The 15537-nt window shown below is 66.7% G+C and carries 10 protein-coding genes and 1 pseudogene; 7 read left to right on the top strand and 4 right to left on the bottom strand.

The genetic code is table 11. The features are described 5' to 3' along the window. Nucleotides 1–71: 71 nt before the first annotated feature. A pseudogene (locus QZ994_RS05045) lies at nt 72–530 on the bottom strand (RnfABCDGE type electron transport complex subunit B); the annotation flags it as partial. 48 nt (nt 531–578) lie between these two features. Continuing rightward, nucleotides 579–1838 (bottom strand): polyhydroxyalkanoate depolymerase, encoded by a 1260-nt coding sequence (locus tag QZ994_RS05040; protein WP_290869102.1) that lies wholly within the window; start codon nt 1836–1838, stop codon nt 579–581. A 295-nt stretch (nt 1839–2133) separates the two neighbouring features. Between QZ994_RS05040 and QZ994_RS05035 the strand changes: the two genes are divergently transcribed. The 4 genes from QZ994_RS05035 (at nt 2134) to QZ994_RS05020 (ending at nt 7031) form a co-directional block, all read left to right on the top strand. Next, complete coding sequence (locus QZ994_RS05035) at nt 2134–3675, top strand: galactose oxidase early set domain-containing protein (protein WP_290869100.1); 1542 nt, start codon at nt 2134–2136, stop codon at nt 3673–3675. A 115-nt stretch (nt 3676–3790) separates the two neighbouring features. After that, nucleotides 3791–4528, top strand: a complete 738-nt coding sequence (locus QZ994_RS05030; protein ID WP_290869096.1) for a PEP-CTERM sorting domain-containing protein — start codon at nt 3791–3793, stop codon at nt 4526–4528. A 56-nt stretch (nt 4529–4584) separates the two neighbouring features. Beyond that, a complete protein-coding gene (locus tag QZ994_RS05025; protein ID WP_290869094.1) occupies nt 4585–6150 on the top strand; it encodes an alkaline phosphatase in 1566 nt (521 codons plus the stop codon). Between the two features lie 110 nt (nt 6151–6260). Beyond that, nucleotides 6261–7031 carry a hypothetical protein gene (locus QZ994_RS05020; protein WP_290869091.1) on the top strand — a complete coding sequence of 257 codons (771 nt, stop codon included), beginning with the start codon at nt 6261–6263 and terminating at the stop codon, nt 7029–7031. Nucleotides 7032–7091: 60 nt separating this feature from the next. On the opposite strand, the gene QZ994_RS05015 is transcribed toward QZ994_RS05020, so the two are convergent. After that, nucleotides 7092–8291, bottom strand: a complete 1200-nt coding sequence (locus QZ994_RS05015; protein ID WP_290869089.1) for an amino acid aminotransferase — start codon at nt 8289–8291, stop codon at nt 7092–7094. Nucleotides 8292–8507: 216 nt separating this feature from the next. Then, a complete protein-coding gene (locus QZ994_RS05010) occupies nt 8508–10478 on the bottom strand; it encodes an alkaline phosphatase PhoX (protein ID WP_290869086.1) in 1971 nt (656 codons plus the stop codon). A 283-nt stretch (nt 10479–10761) separates the two neighbouring features. On the opposite strand from QZ994_RS05010, the gene uvrB reads away from it, so the two are divergent. The 3 genes from uvrB (at nt 10762) to QZ994_RS04995 (ending at nt 15535) form a co-directional block, all read left to right on the top strand. Beyond that, a complete protein-coding gene (gene uvrB, locus QZ994_RS05005; RefSeq protein ID WP_290869084.1) occupies nt 10762–12900 on the top strand; it encodes an excinuclease ABC subunit UvrB in 2139 nt (712 codons plus the stop codon). 131 nt (nt 12901–13031) lie between these two features. Next, nucleotides 13032–13430, top strand: coding sequence for a DUF2946 domain-containing protein (locus tag QZ994_RS05000; RefSeq protein ID WP_290869082.1), 399 nt, complete (start codon nt 13032–13034; stop codon nt 13428–13430). 80 nt (nt 13431–13510) lie between these two features. Next, entirely contained in the window at nt 13511–15535 is a 2025-nt protein-coding gene (locus QZ994_RS04995; RefSeq protein WP_290869080.1) for a TonB-dependent receptor, read from the top strand. Nucleotides 15536–15537: the final 2 nt, after the last annotated feature.

The raw sequence follows: 15537 nt of genomic DNA, 5'->3' as shown, positions 1-15537 counted from the left end.
GGTCATCCGACGAAGGCCTCGCGGTCCTGCTTGAGCAGGGATACCAGCCACACGAAATCATCGGGCAAAGGCGATTCCCAGCCCATGCGCTCGCCGGTCACCGGGACCATGCTGATGCAGTCGACCGGGCAAACGGGCACGCACAGTTCGCAGCCGGTGCAGTCGGCCTCGATCACGGTGTGCAGCAGCTTGTTGCTGCCGGTGATGGCGTCGACCGGGCAGGCCTTGATGCACAGGGTGCAGCCGATGCACCAGGCCTCGTCGATGACGGCCAGGGTGCGGGGGCCTTCCAGGCCGTGTTCGGGGTTGAGCGGTTTGGCGGGCAGGCCGGTGAGGGCGGCCAGGCGGGCCACCCCTTCGGCGCCACCAGGCGGGCACTGGTTGATGTCGGCCTCGCCCTGCGCAATGGCCTGGGCGTAGGCGGCGCAGTCGGGAAAGCCGCAGCGCGTGCACTGCGTCTGCGGCAGCAGGGCGTTGATCTCGTCGGCGTTCAGGCCGGGCCTGAACGGGGCATGGGGGGCGTGGGGCATGGCGGCGCGCAGTCTACCTGCCTCCGCCAGCGCCCGCGCGCCCGGGCATCACTTCTTGTTGTGCGCCAGGATGAAGGCGCGGATCTCCGGGTAGGCCTTTTCGCGCCAGCGGCGGCCGGCAAAGATGCCGTAGTGGCCGGCGCCGATCACGTCGTAGTGCTTCTGGCGCTCCTTGGGAATGCCGGTGCACAGGTCGTGGGCGGCGCGGGTCTGGCCGGCGCCGGAGATGTCGTCCAGCTCGCCTTCCACCGTCAGCAGCGCGGTGGTGGTGATGTCCTGCGGGCGCACCAGCTCTTCCTGGCCCTTGGGGTTGCGCACCATCCATGTGCCGTTGACGAGGGCGAAATCCTGGAAGACGGTCTTGATGGTGTCGAGGTAGTACTCGGCCGGCATGTCGAGCACGGCGTTGTACTCGTCGTAGAACTCGCGGTGGGCTTCGGCGCTGTCGTCGTCACCACGCACCAGGTCGAGGAAGTAGTCGTAGTGCGAGGTGGCGTGGCGGTCGGGGTTCATGGCCACGAAGCCGGTGTGCTGCAAAAAGCCCGGGTAGACGCGGCGGCTGGAGCCGGGGTAGTTGTGCGGCACGCGGTAGATCACGTTGTTCTCGAACCATTCGAACGACTTGTTCATGGCCAGGTTGTTCACGGCCGTGGGCGATTTGCGCGCATCGATGGGGCCGCCCATCATGGTCATCGTGCGGGGCGTGGCCTCGCCGCGGCTGGCCATCAGCGAGACGGCGGCCAGCACCGGCACCGTGGGCTGGCAGACCGAGATCACGTGCACATCCGGGCCGACCTTGCGGATGAAGTCCTGCACGTAGTTGACGTAGTCGTCGAGGTGGAAGGCGCCTGCTTCCATGGGCACCATGCGGGCGTCGATCCAGTCGGTGATGTAGACCTTGTGGTCCTGCAGCAGGGTGCGCACGGTGTCGCGCAGCAGGGTGGAGTGGTGGCCGGACAGGGGCGCCACCACCAGCACCGAGGGCTGGTCGCGCATCTTGTCGAGCAGCTTGGCGTCGTCGGTGAAACGCTTGAAGCGGATGAGCTTGCAGAAGGCCTTGGCCTCGACCACCTGCTCCTGGATCACCACCTCCGTGCCGCCCACGTTGACCTTGTTGATGCCGAACTCGGGCTTTTCATACTCCTTGGTCAGGCGGTGGATCAGATCGAAGCCGGCCGACACGCGCTGGGCCGCCGGCAGTTGCGCCATGGGCGACAGCGGGTTGCTGTACAGCTTGGAGGCGGCGCTGGCGAACTCCGAGAACGGGCTGATCCAGGCGCGGTTGGTTTCGTAGATCTGATAGAGCATGGCGGGTCCTCAAAGCGGGGGGAGGCGGCGCTTGGCCGCAACTGAATACCGGCGGTTTCAGTATTTGGTGCAGTGCAGCATAGTTTACTTCCTGAATGATGGCATCGGGGGTGACCCGCCATCCCGATCAAGTAGGCCCCTGAAACCGTGCATTTGTGGGTCAGGTCGGCTGTGACCCGTCCCCTTGTTGAGGGGGGTGGCCTGCATTTTGTGCGGGATGGCGCCCCGTCTGGCCTCGTCAGCGCGCCCCTGTTCTGGCTAGGATCGGCCTGCGATGCCACAGGGAGGTCACACCATGAACAAGCGACATCAAGCCGATCAGCCCCATGCCAGGGCCTCACTTTGCAGGCGTTTTCGCCTGCGTCTTCGCTGTCGCCTGCGCACGCTGTGCGGGGCCTGGGGGGCACTGGCGCTGGCCACGGCTGCCCAGGCGGCCAGCAACGCCTACCTGCAGGGCAGCTTTGGCCCCGTGGTGAGCTGGCCGCTGATCCCCATCCACATGGTGCAGTTGCCCGACGGGCGGGTGCTCAGCTATGGCAGCGACGGCGCCGGCAACCAGACCGGCCAGTTCATCTACGACGTTTGGGACCCGCGCAAGGGCACTGGCCCTGACGCCCACCTGACCCTGCCCAACACCACTGGCACCGACACCTTCTGCAGTGGTCAGCTTGTGCTGCCGGCCAGCGGTGCGGTGCTGCTCACCGGGGGCGACAAGACCGTCAACGGCACGCGAAATTACTCGGTCAATGACGTCAACCTCTTCGACTGGCAGCGCACCACCTTGTACTCGGCTCAGCAGCCCATGGCCTTTTTGCGCTGGTACCCCACCGTGCTGACCACGGCGCAGGGCGAGGTGCTGGTGCTGGGCGGCCGGGCCGACCCGAACACGCCTGTGGCAACGCCCGAGGTCTACACAGAAGGTGCAGGCTGGCGCACCCTGGGTTCTGCCGTGAGCGACGCCGCCTATGGCACGCAGAACTGGAGTTACCCGCGCGCCTGGGTGGCGCCCCATGGCAAGGTCTTCATTGCCACCACCGCTGGCGGCACCTATTTCCTCGATCCCGCTGGCACCGGCCAGCTGACCAAGACCCCGCTGACCCTGGCCGCCGGCGATGCCTACCTGACCAGTGTCATGTATCGCCCGGGGAAGATCCTGTCTTTCCGCAAGAACAACACGGCCACCGTCATCGACCTCACGGGTACCACCCCCACGGCCGCCCGCGTGACCGGGGTCGGCCAGGACCGCTTCCATGGCTCGGCCACGGTCATGGCCGACGGGCAGGTCTATGTGAACGGCGGCTCGTTTGTCTCCAACGTGGCCTGGGGTGTGGCCTACACCGGCAAGATCTGGAACCCCGATACACGGGCCTGGCGCACCGCGGCCACCGCCAGGCAGATGCGCCTGTACCACTCTGTGAGCATGCTGCTGCCCGATGGCCGCGTGCTGACGGGCGGGGGCGGCGCCCCGGGGCCGCAAACCAACCTGAACGCCGAGGTCTACACGCCGCCCTACCTCTACAAGCAGGACACGAGTGGCACTCTGGCCGTGCGGCCAGAGATCACCTCGGCGCCTACCACCGGCACCTGGGCGCAGCGCATCCAGGTCGACACCAATGTGACCGGGGTGAGCAAGGTCTCGCTGGTGAAAACGGGCTCGGTCACACACACGGTCGACTTCGACCAGCGCTACGTGCCCCTGAGCTACACCGCCAGCGGCAGCAGCCTGAGCGTGACCCTGCCGGCCAGCGCCAACGTGGCGCCGCCGGGCTACTACCTGCTGTTCGTGTTCAACAGTGCCGGTGTGCCTTCGGTGGCGAAGGTGATCAAGCTGGGCTGACCTGCTTCGGGCCGGGCGCGGGCCCGGGCTTCATGGGCGTGTCATGAAGCGCCGTCAGGATGAGCGAAACGTGAACGATTCACGTGTCGTCACCACCCCAAGACGGAGCCAGGACATGAAGTTTCCCGTGATTGCCAGCGCGCTGGCCCTCGGCCTGATGGCCCAGGCTCAGGCCGCCCAGGTGCTGGGCAACAGCGGCTTTGAAGCCGATGGACAGACGGTGCAGTCCCCCGATGCGATCGCGAGCTGGTCGGCCAGCGAAGAAGGCATCTTCGGCGGTGTGCTCGTCGAGTCGGGCACGGTCTCCCCCGTGAGCGGCGAAGCCACCGCCGGCGCCGCCTCGGGGCACTACTACGGCCTGATCGACCTGATCGCGCCGTCGCGTGCGGCCTTGAGCCAGTCCTTCACCCTGGGCGCGCAAGACGCGGCCAGTGCCACCCTGTCGCTGGACCTTTTCGTCCATTACGTCGGCGCCGAAACGAGCTTCTCGTCGGCCGCGCTCGGCCTGTCGACCGACGCCGAGAACGTGCAGGTGCGCGTCGACATCCTCAAGGCCGGCGCCTCCGCCTTCAGCACCGACGCGACCGATGTGCTCTACAGCCTGGCGCTGTCGCCATCGCTGCTGGCCACTCCCAGTGCGTACACGCACTACGAAGCCAGCTGGTCGAACACCGGCCTGCTGGCGGGGCAGACCTATACCCTGCGCATCGCCGCGGCCAACACCCTGGGTTCGCTGCAGGTGGGGGTCGACAACGTCGCCCTGCAGGTGTCGACCGTGCCGGAGCCGCAGAGCCTGGCCTTGATCCTGGCGGGCCTGGGCGTCGCGGGCACTCTGCGCGCCCGCCGTCGTTGAGCCCATCCCTTTACACCGTGTCTGACGGTCCACCGAGACCGATTCGAGGAGTCCCCATGTTCAAACTCTCCCTCACCGCCGCCGCTGCCCTGAGCAGCCTGTGGCTGGCGCTGTCGCCCGCCCAGGCCGCGACCACCGTGGCCCCCGTCGTCAAGGGCCCGGAGGCCGTGCAGGACTGGTACAACGCCGGCAACCAGTTCATTGCCGAGGGCAAGCGCCTGGTGCCCAATGTGCGCCGCGCCAAGAACGTGATCTTCTTTGTGGGCGATGGCATGGGTATCTCGACCCAGACCGCCGCGCGCATCCTCGAAGGTCAACTGAACGGCAAGACCGGCGAAGAAAACCGCCTCTCGTTCGAGACCCTGCCTTACAGCGCCCTCTCCAAGACGTACTCCTGGGACCAGCAGACTTCCGATTCGGCGCCCACCATGACGGCCATGATCACGGGCTACAAGACCCGTGAAAGCATGCTGTCGGTCAACCACACCACGGCCCGCTTCGAGTGCGACGGCAATGTGATCGCCACCAAGTCCCTGCCGACCATGCTGGAGCTGGCCGCCGCTTACGGCAAGGCCACGGGCGTGGTGTCGACCGCCCGCCTGACCCACGCCACCCCGGCCGCCACCTACGCCCACACCGCCGTGCGTGACTGGGAGTCGGACAAGGAAATCGGCAGCACCTGCGCCAACTACGCCAACCCGGTGAAGGACATCGCACGCCAGCTGATCGAGGTGTCGCCCACCGTGCGCAACAGCCTGAAGGTGGCGATGGGCGGTGGCCGCACCTACTTCCTGCCCAAGACCCTCAAGGACCCGGAATACAGTGGCACGGTCGGCCGCCGCAACGATGGTCGCAACCTGACCGCCGAGTGGGTCTCGACCCGAGGTGGCGATGCCCGTTATGTGTGGAACCGCGCCGGCTTCGATGCCATCGACCCGGCCACCAGCGGCCCGGTGCTGGGCCTCTTCGAGCCTTCGCACATGCAGTACGAAGCCGACCGCAAGGCCGACACCGCCGGTGAGCCCTCGCTGACCGAGATGACCGAGAAGTCGATCAAGCTGCTGCAAAAGAGTCCCAATGGTTTCTTCCTGCACGTCGAGGCCGGTCGCATCGACCACGGCCACCACGCCGGCAATGCCAAGCGCGCACTGCTCGACACCATCGAGCTGTCGAACGCCGTGCGCAAGGCCATGGAGCTGACCAGCGATGCCGACACCCTGATCATCGTCTCGGCCGACCACAGCCACACCTTCACGGTGGCGGGCTACCCGCACCGCGGCAACGACATCCTGGGCCTGGTCAAGCCTGTGCCCAATGTGGACGGGACCTCGGTCTCGCCCTCGTTGGCCGATGACGGCAAGCCCTACACCACCCTGGGCTACATGAACGGCCCTGGTGTGACGGCCTCGCAGATCGCCTCCGGCGTGCGCCCTGACCTGAGCAGCGTCGACACCACGGCCCTGGGCTTCCTGCAGCAGGCGGCCATTCCGCTGAGCAGCTCGGAAACCCACGCCGGTGAAGACGTGGGCGTCTGGGCCCGTGGCCCCAAGGCTTACCTGGTGCGCGGCAGCATGGAACAGAACTGGATCTTCCACGTGATGAAGGAAGCATTCGGTTTCTGAGCAAGAGTGAGGGCCTGCAGGCCCACACGCCAGAGCCTGCCCCGTGGCGGGCTTTTGCCTTCGCTGCCCTCGGGGTGGCGAAGGCTTTTTCAAACAGAGAAAGCCTGAACATGAAGCGGTTCACCTGTTCGGTTCGCCCCCTGGCGCTGACCCTGGCCTGCGGGCTCGCGCTCATCGGCCCCACGTGGGCGCAGACCTCGGCCCCCACCCCCGTGCAGACCCCTGAGGCCGCGTCCGACGTGGCGCCCGAGGCCGCGGCGCCTCTGCAGGCCGAGCGGCCCCAGGCCCTGTCTTACAGCGTGCGGTGGCAGGCCGGCAAGGTGAGCAAGGTGCAGACCTGGTACCTCCTGCGCGACGGCGAGCGCGCCGTGGTGCAGCGCCCCGAGCTGGAAGACATCTGGACGCGCAGCGCCCAGGGACACATCGGTTTCGAGCGCGTGTTCCATGCCGACCGCAGTGTGGTGGCCTACTCCACCGGCGAGCTCAAGACCTTGAACGTCTACCCGCAATGGGACAGCCTGGCCACCCTGTTCGACGCCCGCAAGCTGCCGCAGCTGCAGCGTGTGGGGCGGGATGCGAAGGCGGGCGTGACCCGCTACAAAGGCCGCATGGGCCACGAACAGATCGAGGTGGACTGGCTGGACGAGGCGGGCGTGGCCCAGCGCGTGCTGCGCCAGGAGCAGGGCCGCAGCGTGCGCTTCACCCTGCAGGCTCGGCATGCGCTGCCGCCTGCCAGCTGGCCGGTGCCGGCGCGCGGAACCGAGGCCTACCAGCGCTACGACGCCGCCGATTTTGGCGACATGGAAAACAACCCCGTGATCCGCAAGGCCAGTCACATGGACGTGCTGGCCGGCTGGCGCCAGCCCCACGAGCACGATTGAGCGAGCCATGAAAAAGGGGCCCCGCAGGGCCCCTTTCCCGGGTGCGCGTTGACGTTGTGCTTACATCACGGCCTTGATCGCGGCCGACACGGCCTTGATGTTGCCGCTGTTGAGCGCGGCCACGCAGATGCGGCCCGAGTCCACACCGTAGATGCCGAACTCGGCACGCAGGCGCTGCATCTGGGCGGCGTTCAGGCCGGAGTAGCTGAACATGCCCTTCTGGCGGGTGATGTAGCTCAGGTCGCCCGGCACGCCGGCGGCGGTCAGCTCGTTGACCAGGGCGGTGCGCATCAGCTTGATGCGGTCGCGCATTTCGGCCAGCTCGTCTTCCCACATCTTGCGCAGCTCGGGGCTGGTCAGCACCGTGGCCACCACCTGGGCGCCGTGCGTGGGCGGGTTGGAGTAGTTGGTGCGGATCACACGCTTGAGCTGGCTCAGCACGCGGTTCGACTCTTCGGCGCTTTCGCTGACGATGCTCAGGGCGCCCACGCGTTCGCCATACAGCGAGAAGCTCTTGGAGAACGAGGTGGAGACGAAGAAGCTCAGGCCCGATTCCAGGAACTTCAGGACGACCTGACCGTCTTCGGCGATGCCGTTGCCAAAGCCCTGGTAAGCCATGTCGAGGAACGGCACGAGGTTGCCGGCCTTGATCACGGCGATGACTTCTTCCCACTGGGCGTCCGACAGGTCGTAGCCGGTCGGGTTGTGGCAGCAGGCGTGCAGCAGGATGATGGTGCCGGCGGCGGCAGCCTTCAGGGTTTCGATCAGACCGGCGAAGTTGATGCCGCGGTTGGCGGCGTCGTAGTAGGGGTAGGTGCCCACTTCAAAGCCGGCCGATTCGAACAGGGCGCGGTGGTTTTCCCAGCTCGGGTCCGAGATCAGGACCTTGGCCGCAGGGTTCAGGCGCTTGAGGAAGTCGGCGCCCAGCTTCAGGCCGCCCGTGCCGCCGATGGCCTGGGCCGTGGCGATGCGACCGCCCTTGACGGCGGGGTGCTCGGCACCGAAGACCAGGCCTTGCACGGCCTTGTCGTAAGCCACGATGCCATCGATGGGCAGGTAGCCGCGGGGCTTGAGGGTTTCGGCCAGCTGCTTTTCAGCGGCGGCGACGCACTTCAGCAGCGGCAGCTTGCCTTGGTCGTCGGTGTACACGCCCACGCCCAGGTTCACTTTGGCGGGGTTGGTGTCGGCATTGAATTGTTCGTTGAGGCCCAGGATGGGGTCGCGGGGGGCGAGTTCAACGGAAGCAAACAGCGAGGCCATGCAAGCAGTCTCCGGTCGGTTGGAGTGAGGTCGATACGTGGGGACGTGTGGTCCCCGAGGGGCCCTCCGCTCGCGGTTGGCAAACGGAGAACGTCTGGGACAAACCCTGTATTTTATCGGTCTCTTGCGCCAAACGGGTGCCTGAATGGCCCGCGGCGCCCCATTCTTGTGTCAATTTCCAGAAGAAGGGGCGCCGCGGTGGTGCCGAAATGGGCGTCAGGCGCTCAGTTTCAGGCTCGTGGCGGTGCCGGTCAGGTAACCGACGGCGGCGCTGAACTTGTTGTTGTAGTTCGCGTTCACCGCGGCGTTGAGTTCGGTGTTGCCGCGCACGTAGCTGCTGTCGCCAGCGTGCTGGAAGTTGCTCGAGATGTAGGTCCAGCCATTGATCTCGTCGACGGCGTGCAAGCCGGTCGATTCACCGCCCGCCGGGATGGACAGGATGCGCGAGAGCTGCTTGGTGTCGACGTTGTAGGCCCACAGGAAGTTGTTGGTGTGCTGGCCGCTGTCTTCGCCAATGAAGAGGGTGCGCAGCTTTTCCGAGAACTTCAGGTTGTCCGGGTTGGCGACCGTGGCCGGGTTGGCGGTGTTGCCCAGGCTGTCGGCGCTGATGTCTTCGCCGGTCAGCAGCATCTTCGTGACCGAGGGGATCCAGGCGCTGTCGATCGCGTTGCCGCTGGTGTCGATCTGGCCGCTGCCCAGGGTGTGCGCCATGACGCCACCGGCCTTGAGGGCCGAGGTCAGGGCGATCTTGCTGGCGCTGTCCCAGGCGGTGGCGCCGCTGACCATGGAGGTCTCCATGTTCTGCAGGGCCGAGTAGGCCACCTTGTCGGCGATGTTGACCGTGGTGCCCTCCAGCTTGGTGAAGCCCATGCTGCCGCCCATCAGGGCCGCATAGCGGTGGGTTTCCAGGAAGGCGGCGGCCTTCTCCATGCCCGAGACGACCTTGATCCAGTTCTTGGCGCCGCCGATGCTGATCTTGGTGTAGGTGCTGTCCGACGGGTCGGAGGTCTTCACGTCCATGATGTCGGACTTGCTCAGCGTGCCGTTGGCCAGCAGGTCGATGTAGACCTTGATCTCGGCGCTGGTGGCCGAGCCGAGCTTGATCCACTTCCAGCTGACGGTGTTGGTGCCGGCCAGGAAGGCTGTGTCGAAGGTGTCCTGCAACTGGCCCACGTAGAGGGTGCCGGCGGAGAGGTCTTTTTCCTTGTCGGCCACGAAGAGGAAGAGGGCGCCGTTGGTGGCGTCGTCGCCCATCAGCACGGTGCGGTTGTCGGGCATGACCTGCACCAGTTCGTGCGAGATGCGGCCCAGGCAGTGGTGCTTTTTGATGGTGGCGGTGCCGTCGGCCTTGACGGTCACCTCCGGCAGGTGGCCGTAGTGGTAGGGCGAGACACTGGTGGAGCCCAGGTTGGTCTGGAAGGCGCTCCAGTAGCTGGGCAGGTTCCAGGCGTCGGGTTCGTACTCTTCGCTGGAGAGGTGCGTGCCCCAGGGCGAGAGGCTGGCGCCGCAGGTGATCCACAGCCCGTTGACGCCCGAGGTGTCGACGTTGTGGTATTTCACCAGCGTGAGCTTGCCCGTGCTGGGGTTCTGGTCGAGGGTGAGCACGGCGATGGGCGAGGGCAGCTTGCCGTACATGCTGGTGCTGCCATCCTGGGCGTAGGTGGTGTATTCGAACTGCACCACGGCAAACACGGCGTTGCCGGTCACGCCGCTCACGCTGGCGTTGGCCACGGTCAGCAGCGAGGTGCCGTCGGGCGAATCGCTGAAGAACTGGCGGGCCGTGCTGCCCGTGGTGTCCATGATGGGCTGGTTTTGGATGTCGTAGTAGCCGCCGGCCACGATGGTGCCGCCCTGGCCGTCGGACACGGTGGTGCCAGTCAGGAAATAGGGCTCGTAGGCCAGGTTGTAGCTGCGGGTGCTGTGGTCACTCAGGGTGACGACCATCTGCGAGGTGGTGTAGGTGGTGGCGCGGTCTGCGGTCGCCGTGGGGGCGGGGGTGCTGGTGAACGCCGCCGACACGAAGGTGGCCGTGGTGCTGCCGCCCGCCGTGGTGGGCGTGGCGCTGTCGCCACCACCGCCGCAGCCGGAGAGCAGCGTGGACGCCGCGCCGGCGCCCAGGGGCAGCATGGGGATGGTGGAGAAGAACTTGAGGGCCTGGCGGCGGCTGGACGAGGGGTGTTGGGACATCGGGTGTACTGCCGGAGCAAAAGGGAATGAGGGCCGCGCAGGCGGCAAGGTGTAGCCATGTGGCCGAGGCGGACGATAGGGATCCTGTGTGACGACCCTGTGACGCCATGGGCCGTTTGGGGGCTTCGGTTTGGGGGATTCGCCGTGGCGAGGCGCAGCCCCCCGTCAAGGCCCCTGGCCGAGCACGTTGGGCTGCCACGCCTTACAGTGGAGGGTCGTGCCCGGCCGGGTGCGTGCGCTCAGCGTGCTGCCTGGCCTCTCTTTCCTTCGCCTCGGTGCCCCCATGCCAGTCAAGAATGCCGTCCCGGATGCCGCTGTCCCTGCCAGCGAAGGCGTGCCTGAAGCGCCTGCGGGGCAGTTCGTCTCTTTCCCGGGTTCGCCCTTCGAGCTCTACCAGCCCTATCCCCCGGCGGGCGACCAGCCCACGGCCATCGACCTGTTGTGCGAGGGCATCGAAGACGGCCTGAGCTACCAGACCTTGCTGGGTGTGACGGGCTCGGGCAAGACCTTCACCATGGCCAACGTGATCGCCCGCCAGGGGCGCCCGGCCATCGTCTTCGCGCCCAACAAGACGCTGGCGGCGCAGCTGTACGCGGAGTTCCGCGAGTTTTTCCCGAACAACGCGGTGGAGTACTTCGTCAGCTACTACGACTACTACCAGCCCGAGGCCTATGTGCCCCAGCGCGACCTCTTCATCGAGAAGGACAGCGCCATCAACGAGGCCATCGAGCAGATGCGCCTGAGCGCCACCAAGAGCCTGCTGGAGCGCCGCGACGTGGTCATCGTGGCCACCGTGTCGGCCATCTACGGCATCGGCAAGCCCGAGGACTACACCCAGATGCGCTTCATCGTGCGCAAGGGCGAGAAGATGGGGCAGCGCGACGTGATCGCCCAGCTGATCCGCATGCAGTACAAGCGCAACGACATGGACTTCACGCGCGGCACCTTCCGCGTGCGCGGCGACACCATCGACATCTTTCCGGCCGAGCACAGCGAGCTGGCCCTGCGCCTGGAGCTGTTCGACGACGAGGTGGATTCGCTTTCGCTGCTGGACCCGCTCACCGGCCGCATCCAGCAGAAGATTCCGCGCTTCGTGGTCTACCCCTCCAGCCACTATGTGACGCCGCGCGAGCAGGTGCTCAAGGCCATCGAGTCGATCAAGCAGGAGCTCAACGAGCGCGTCAAGCAACTCCTGGCCGACCACAAGCTGGTCGAGGCGCAGCGCGTGGAGCAGCGCACCAAGTTCGACCTGGAGATGCTGCAGGAGGTGGGCCACTGCAAGGGCATCGAGAACTACACCCGGCACCTTTCGGGCGCGGCCCCGGGCGACCCGCCGCCCACGCTGGTGGACTACATGCCCGCGGATTCGATCATGTTCCTGGACGAGAGCCACGTCATGATCGGCCAGCTGGGTGGCATGTACAACGGTGACCGCTCGCGCAAGACCACGCTGGTGGAGTACGGCTTCCGCCTGCCTTCGGCACTCGACAACCGCCCGCTGAAGTTCGACGAGTTCGAAACCAAGATGCGCCAGGTGGTGTTCGTGAGTGCGACGCCCGCGGCCTATGAAAACGAGCACGCCGGCCAGGTGGTGGAGCAGGTGGTGCGGCCCACAGGCCTGCTCGACCCCATCGTCGAGGTGCGCCCGGCCACCCACCAGGTGGACGACGTGCTGCAGGAGATCCGCATCCGCGTGGAGAAGAACGAGCGCGTGCTGATCACCACCCTGACCAAGCGCATGGCCGAGCAGCTGACCGACTACCTCACCGAAAACGGCGTGAAGGTGCGCTACCTGCACTCCGACATCGACACCGTGGAGCGGGTGGAGATCCTGCGCGACCTGCGCCTGGGCACCTTCGACGTGCTGGTGGGCATCAACCTGCTGCGCGAGGGCCTGGACATCCCCGAGGTCTCGCTGGTGGCCATCCTGGACGCCGACAAGGAAGGCTTCCTGCGCAGCGAGCGCAGCCTGATCCAGACCATTGGCCGGGCGGCGCGCAACCAGAACGGCCAGGCCATCCTGTATGCCGACAAGATCACCGACTCCATGCGCAAGGCCATGGACGAGACCGAACGGCGTCGCACCAAGCAGATCGCGCACAACCTGGAGCTGGGCATCACGCCGCGCACGGTGAACAAGAAGGTCAAGGAGCTGATCGACGGCGTGATGTCCAACGCGGCGAAGGACGACCTCAAGGCGGCCGAAGCCATGGCCAAGTCCATGGAAGGCAGCGAGGCGCTGTCCGAGAAAGACCTGGGCAAGCGCATCAAGCAGATCGAAAAAGAGATGCTGGAGGCCGCCCGCAGCCTGGAGTTCGAAAAGGCCGCTCGCCTGCGCGACCAGCTGGCCCTGCTCAAGGAGCAGGCCTTTGGCGCGGTGGTGCACGACCATGTGGCCCCGGCGGCGCTGTCGCCTAAATGAGCCACAGGACGCGGGTTGTTCTGGTGAAGAGATGCGCTGGGGCTGTGTCACATTGAGGCGTCTGCTGTGTTGCTGGCTTTTGAGGCAGCGCAGCCACCTGAATGAACCGGTGGTTTACATTCACGCACCTCATGCCGACCGTCACGCTGCCTCGCCACCCACGCTGGTTCGCCCGCGTGGTGCTCGCCTGCCTGTGTGCGGCGGTGCTGGTGCCCACGCTCTCGCGCCTGCTGCAGGCCACGCAGGGCCTGCCGAGCTGGCAGGTGGTGTGCCGCAGTGACGGCACGGGCCAGCCGCTGAAGCTGATGAAGGTCGGGCTGCCAGGCTCTGAGCCCGAGTCCATGGCCTCGCACGACGATTGCCCGATGTGTGCCCTCCAGCACCAGGCCTGGGCACCGCCATCCTTGCCTCGGTGGGGGCTGTTGCCCCGCGTCGCTGATGGGCTGCTGCCCACGCTCTTCCTGCGGTCGCACCGGCCGCTGTTCGCCTGGGCTGCGCCGCGGCCCCGCGGCCCGCCGCCTCTGGTCTGACACCCCGCCCACGTGGCGCCATGCCGTGCACCGAGCCGGCGTGGTGCCGCCCTGTGTCATCGCCAGAACGGTTTTCCACCATGAAGTCTTTTGCCCATCTCGGCATGGCCGCGCCCCTGTGTGCGCTGGCCGCCACGGCCGCATCCACAGCCGCCACCGCCCAGTCCACGGACGATGCCACCCTCACCCTGGGCCAGGTCACGGTCAGCGCACCGGCCACCGGTCCGCTGTCCAGCCGGCGCATCCTGACCTCGGTCGATGTGGTCGGCGCCGAAGTCCTGTCTGCCCAGAATGTCGATCAGAGCTGGGCCCTGTTCGGCCTGGTGCCGGGCGTCATGCTCACCGAGTTCAAGCAGGGCACGACCTCGGGCAAGCTGTCCTTCCGGGGTTTCAATGGCGAGGGCAATGTCAACGCCGTCAAGCTGCTGATCGACGGCATCCCGTCCAACACCAACGACGGCAACATGCCCTTCCTTGATCTGGTCTCGCCGCTGGAGATCGAGCGCATCGAGGTCGTGCGCGGCACGAATGACCCACGCTGGGGGCTGCACAACATCGCGGGCAACGCCCAGGTCCTCACGCGTCAGGGTGGCAACGAAGGGGAGGCCCGGGTCACGGCAGGCAGCTTTGGCACGGCCGAGGTGCAGCTGGCCAAAGGCCTGGAGGGTGAATCGGGCTGGTCCCAGAACTACTTTGTGGGCTGGCGCCAGAGCGAGGGATACCGGGCGCACAGCGCGACCCGCAAGCTGAACCTGGCCGGCAAATGGTTCTACCAGCCGGCGGGAGAGGGCTGGCGTGCGGGCCTGATCGCCCGGACCCACGATGCCCGCGCCGAAGAAGCCGGCTACCTGACCCTGGCGCAAGGCAAGGCCGATCCCACCCAGTCGCCGCGCCACAACGCGAGCGACGAAGACCGCCGTCAGCTCAGCCAGCTCAGCGCCCATGCCGAGGGCGAGTTGGGCCAGGGCCTGTCGTGGCTGACGCGGGCGTATCGCAATCAGATCCAGGACGACCGGTATGTGACCTTCTCGTCGACGGTCAGCCAGCAGGAGCGCGACGTGCGCGAGACCCACCGGGGGCTGATCGGCAGCTTGACCTGGCGGGCCACGCCCCTGTGGCAGCTGGAAGGCGGCCTGCAGCGCGAATGGCAGGACAACGTCAGCGAACGCTACCTGACGGTGGCGCAGGTGCGCAGCAGCCAGACGCGCTCGCAGGCCTTCAGCTTCGACACGCTCGGCGGCTACGTGCAGGCCGTGATCACGCCCTCCAGGCAGTGGACGATCCTGCCGGCCTACCGCATCGACACCCTTTCGGGTCAGCTCGACAACCGGCTCACCGGCAAACGCTACACCCTGAACGACTACGGCCAGATTCGCCAGCCCAAGCTGAGCGTGGTGTTTGCGCCCGTGAGTGGCCACAGCCTGTATGCCAACTGGGGCCGCAGCTTCCAGGTGGGCGTGGGCGCGGCCAGCTACAAGGTGCCGCCTCGCACGTCCGATCTGGCGCCTTCGCTGAACGAAGGGTGGGAATTCGGCTGGAAGTTCCGACCGCTGCCCTGGCTGGAAGGCCGCCTCGCGAGCTGGACGCAGACCGCCACCGGCGAGATCTACCGCAAGCTCAACGACCCCAGCGGCGATTCGGAGAACCTGGGCGCCACGCGCCGCCAGGGTCAGGACCTGCAGCTCAACATCAACCCGGGCGAGGCCCTCAGCGCCTGGTTCAGCCTGAGCCTGCAGCGGGCCGTGATCGTCGAGCCCGATCCGAGTGCCCCGCTGACCCGTGGCAAGGAGGTCGACCACGTTCCCCATGCCCTGGCTTCGGTGGGGGCGAAGTGGCGCATCGACGCGAAATGGGAGACCACGGCCGGTGTGCGCGCCCAAAGCAGCTATTTCCTGGATTCGACCAACAGCACGGGCCGATATGGTCAATTCGTGGTGGCCGATGTGGGCGTGAAGCACGCGGTCAACGAGCGCATCAGCCTGGACCTGCAGGTCAAGAACCTGTTTGACCGGTCCTATGGCTACGCCTGGTGGGATGGCAGCCAGTCTCTGCACGCACCGGCCGATGGCCGCGCCGCCTACCTTTCGGCCACGGTGCGCTTCTGAGC

The organism is Aquabacterium sp., from assembly GCF_021768455.1.
Lineage (GTDB): Bacteria > Pseudomonadota > Gammaproteobacteria > Burkholderiales > Burkholderiaceae_C > Aquabacterium.
Note: the sequence above shows the minus strand (reverse complement) of the source record. Positions and strands in the feature narration are given on the sequence as shown.

Bases quoted from the DNA above. Each gene is read 5' to 3' on its own strand.
- QZ994_RS05010 (WP_290869086.1), bottom strand. From the start codon at position 10,478: ATGTCCCAACACCCCTCGTCCAGCCGCCGCCAGGCCCTCAAGTTCTTC.
- QZ994_RS05030 (WP_290869096.1), top strand. From the start codon at position 3,791: ATGAAGTTTCCCGTGATTGCCAGCGCGCTGGCCCTCGGCCTGATGGCC.
- QZ994_RS05020 (WP_290869091.1), top strand. From the start codon at position 6,261: ATGAAGCGGTTCACCTGTTCGGTTCGCCCCCTGGCGCTGACCCTGGCC.
- QZ994_RS05040 (WP_290869102.1), bottom strand. From the start codon at position 1,838: ATGCTCTATCAGATCTACGAAACCAACCGCGCCTGGATCAGCCCGTTC.
- QZ994_RS05035 (WP_290869100.1), top strand. From the start codon at position 2,134: ATGAACAAGCGACATCAAGCCGATCAGCCCCATGCCAGGGCCTCACTT.
- QZ994_RS05000 (WP_290869082.1), top strand. From the start codon at position 13,032: ATGCCGACCGTCACGCTGCCTCGCCACCCACGCTGGTTCGCCCGCGTG.
- QZ994_RS05025 (WP_290869094.1), top strand. From the start codon at position 4,585: ATGTTCAAACTCTCCCTCACCGCCGCCGCTGCCCTGAGCAGCCTGTGG.
- QZ994_RS05015 (WP_290869089.1), bottom strand. From the start codon at position 8,291: ATGGCCTCGCTGTTTGCTTCCGTTGAACTCGCCCCCCGCGACCCCATC.
- QZ994_RS04995 (WP_290869080.1), top strand. From the start codon at position 13,511: ATGAAGTCTTTTGCCCATCTCGGCATGGCCGCGCCCCTGTGTGCGCTG.
- uvrB (WP_290869084.1), top strand. From the start codon at position 10,762: ATGCCAGTCAAGAATGCCGTCCCGGATGCCGCTGTCCCTGCCAGCGAA.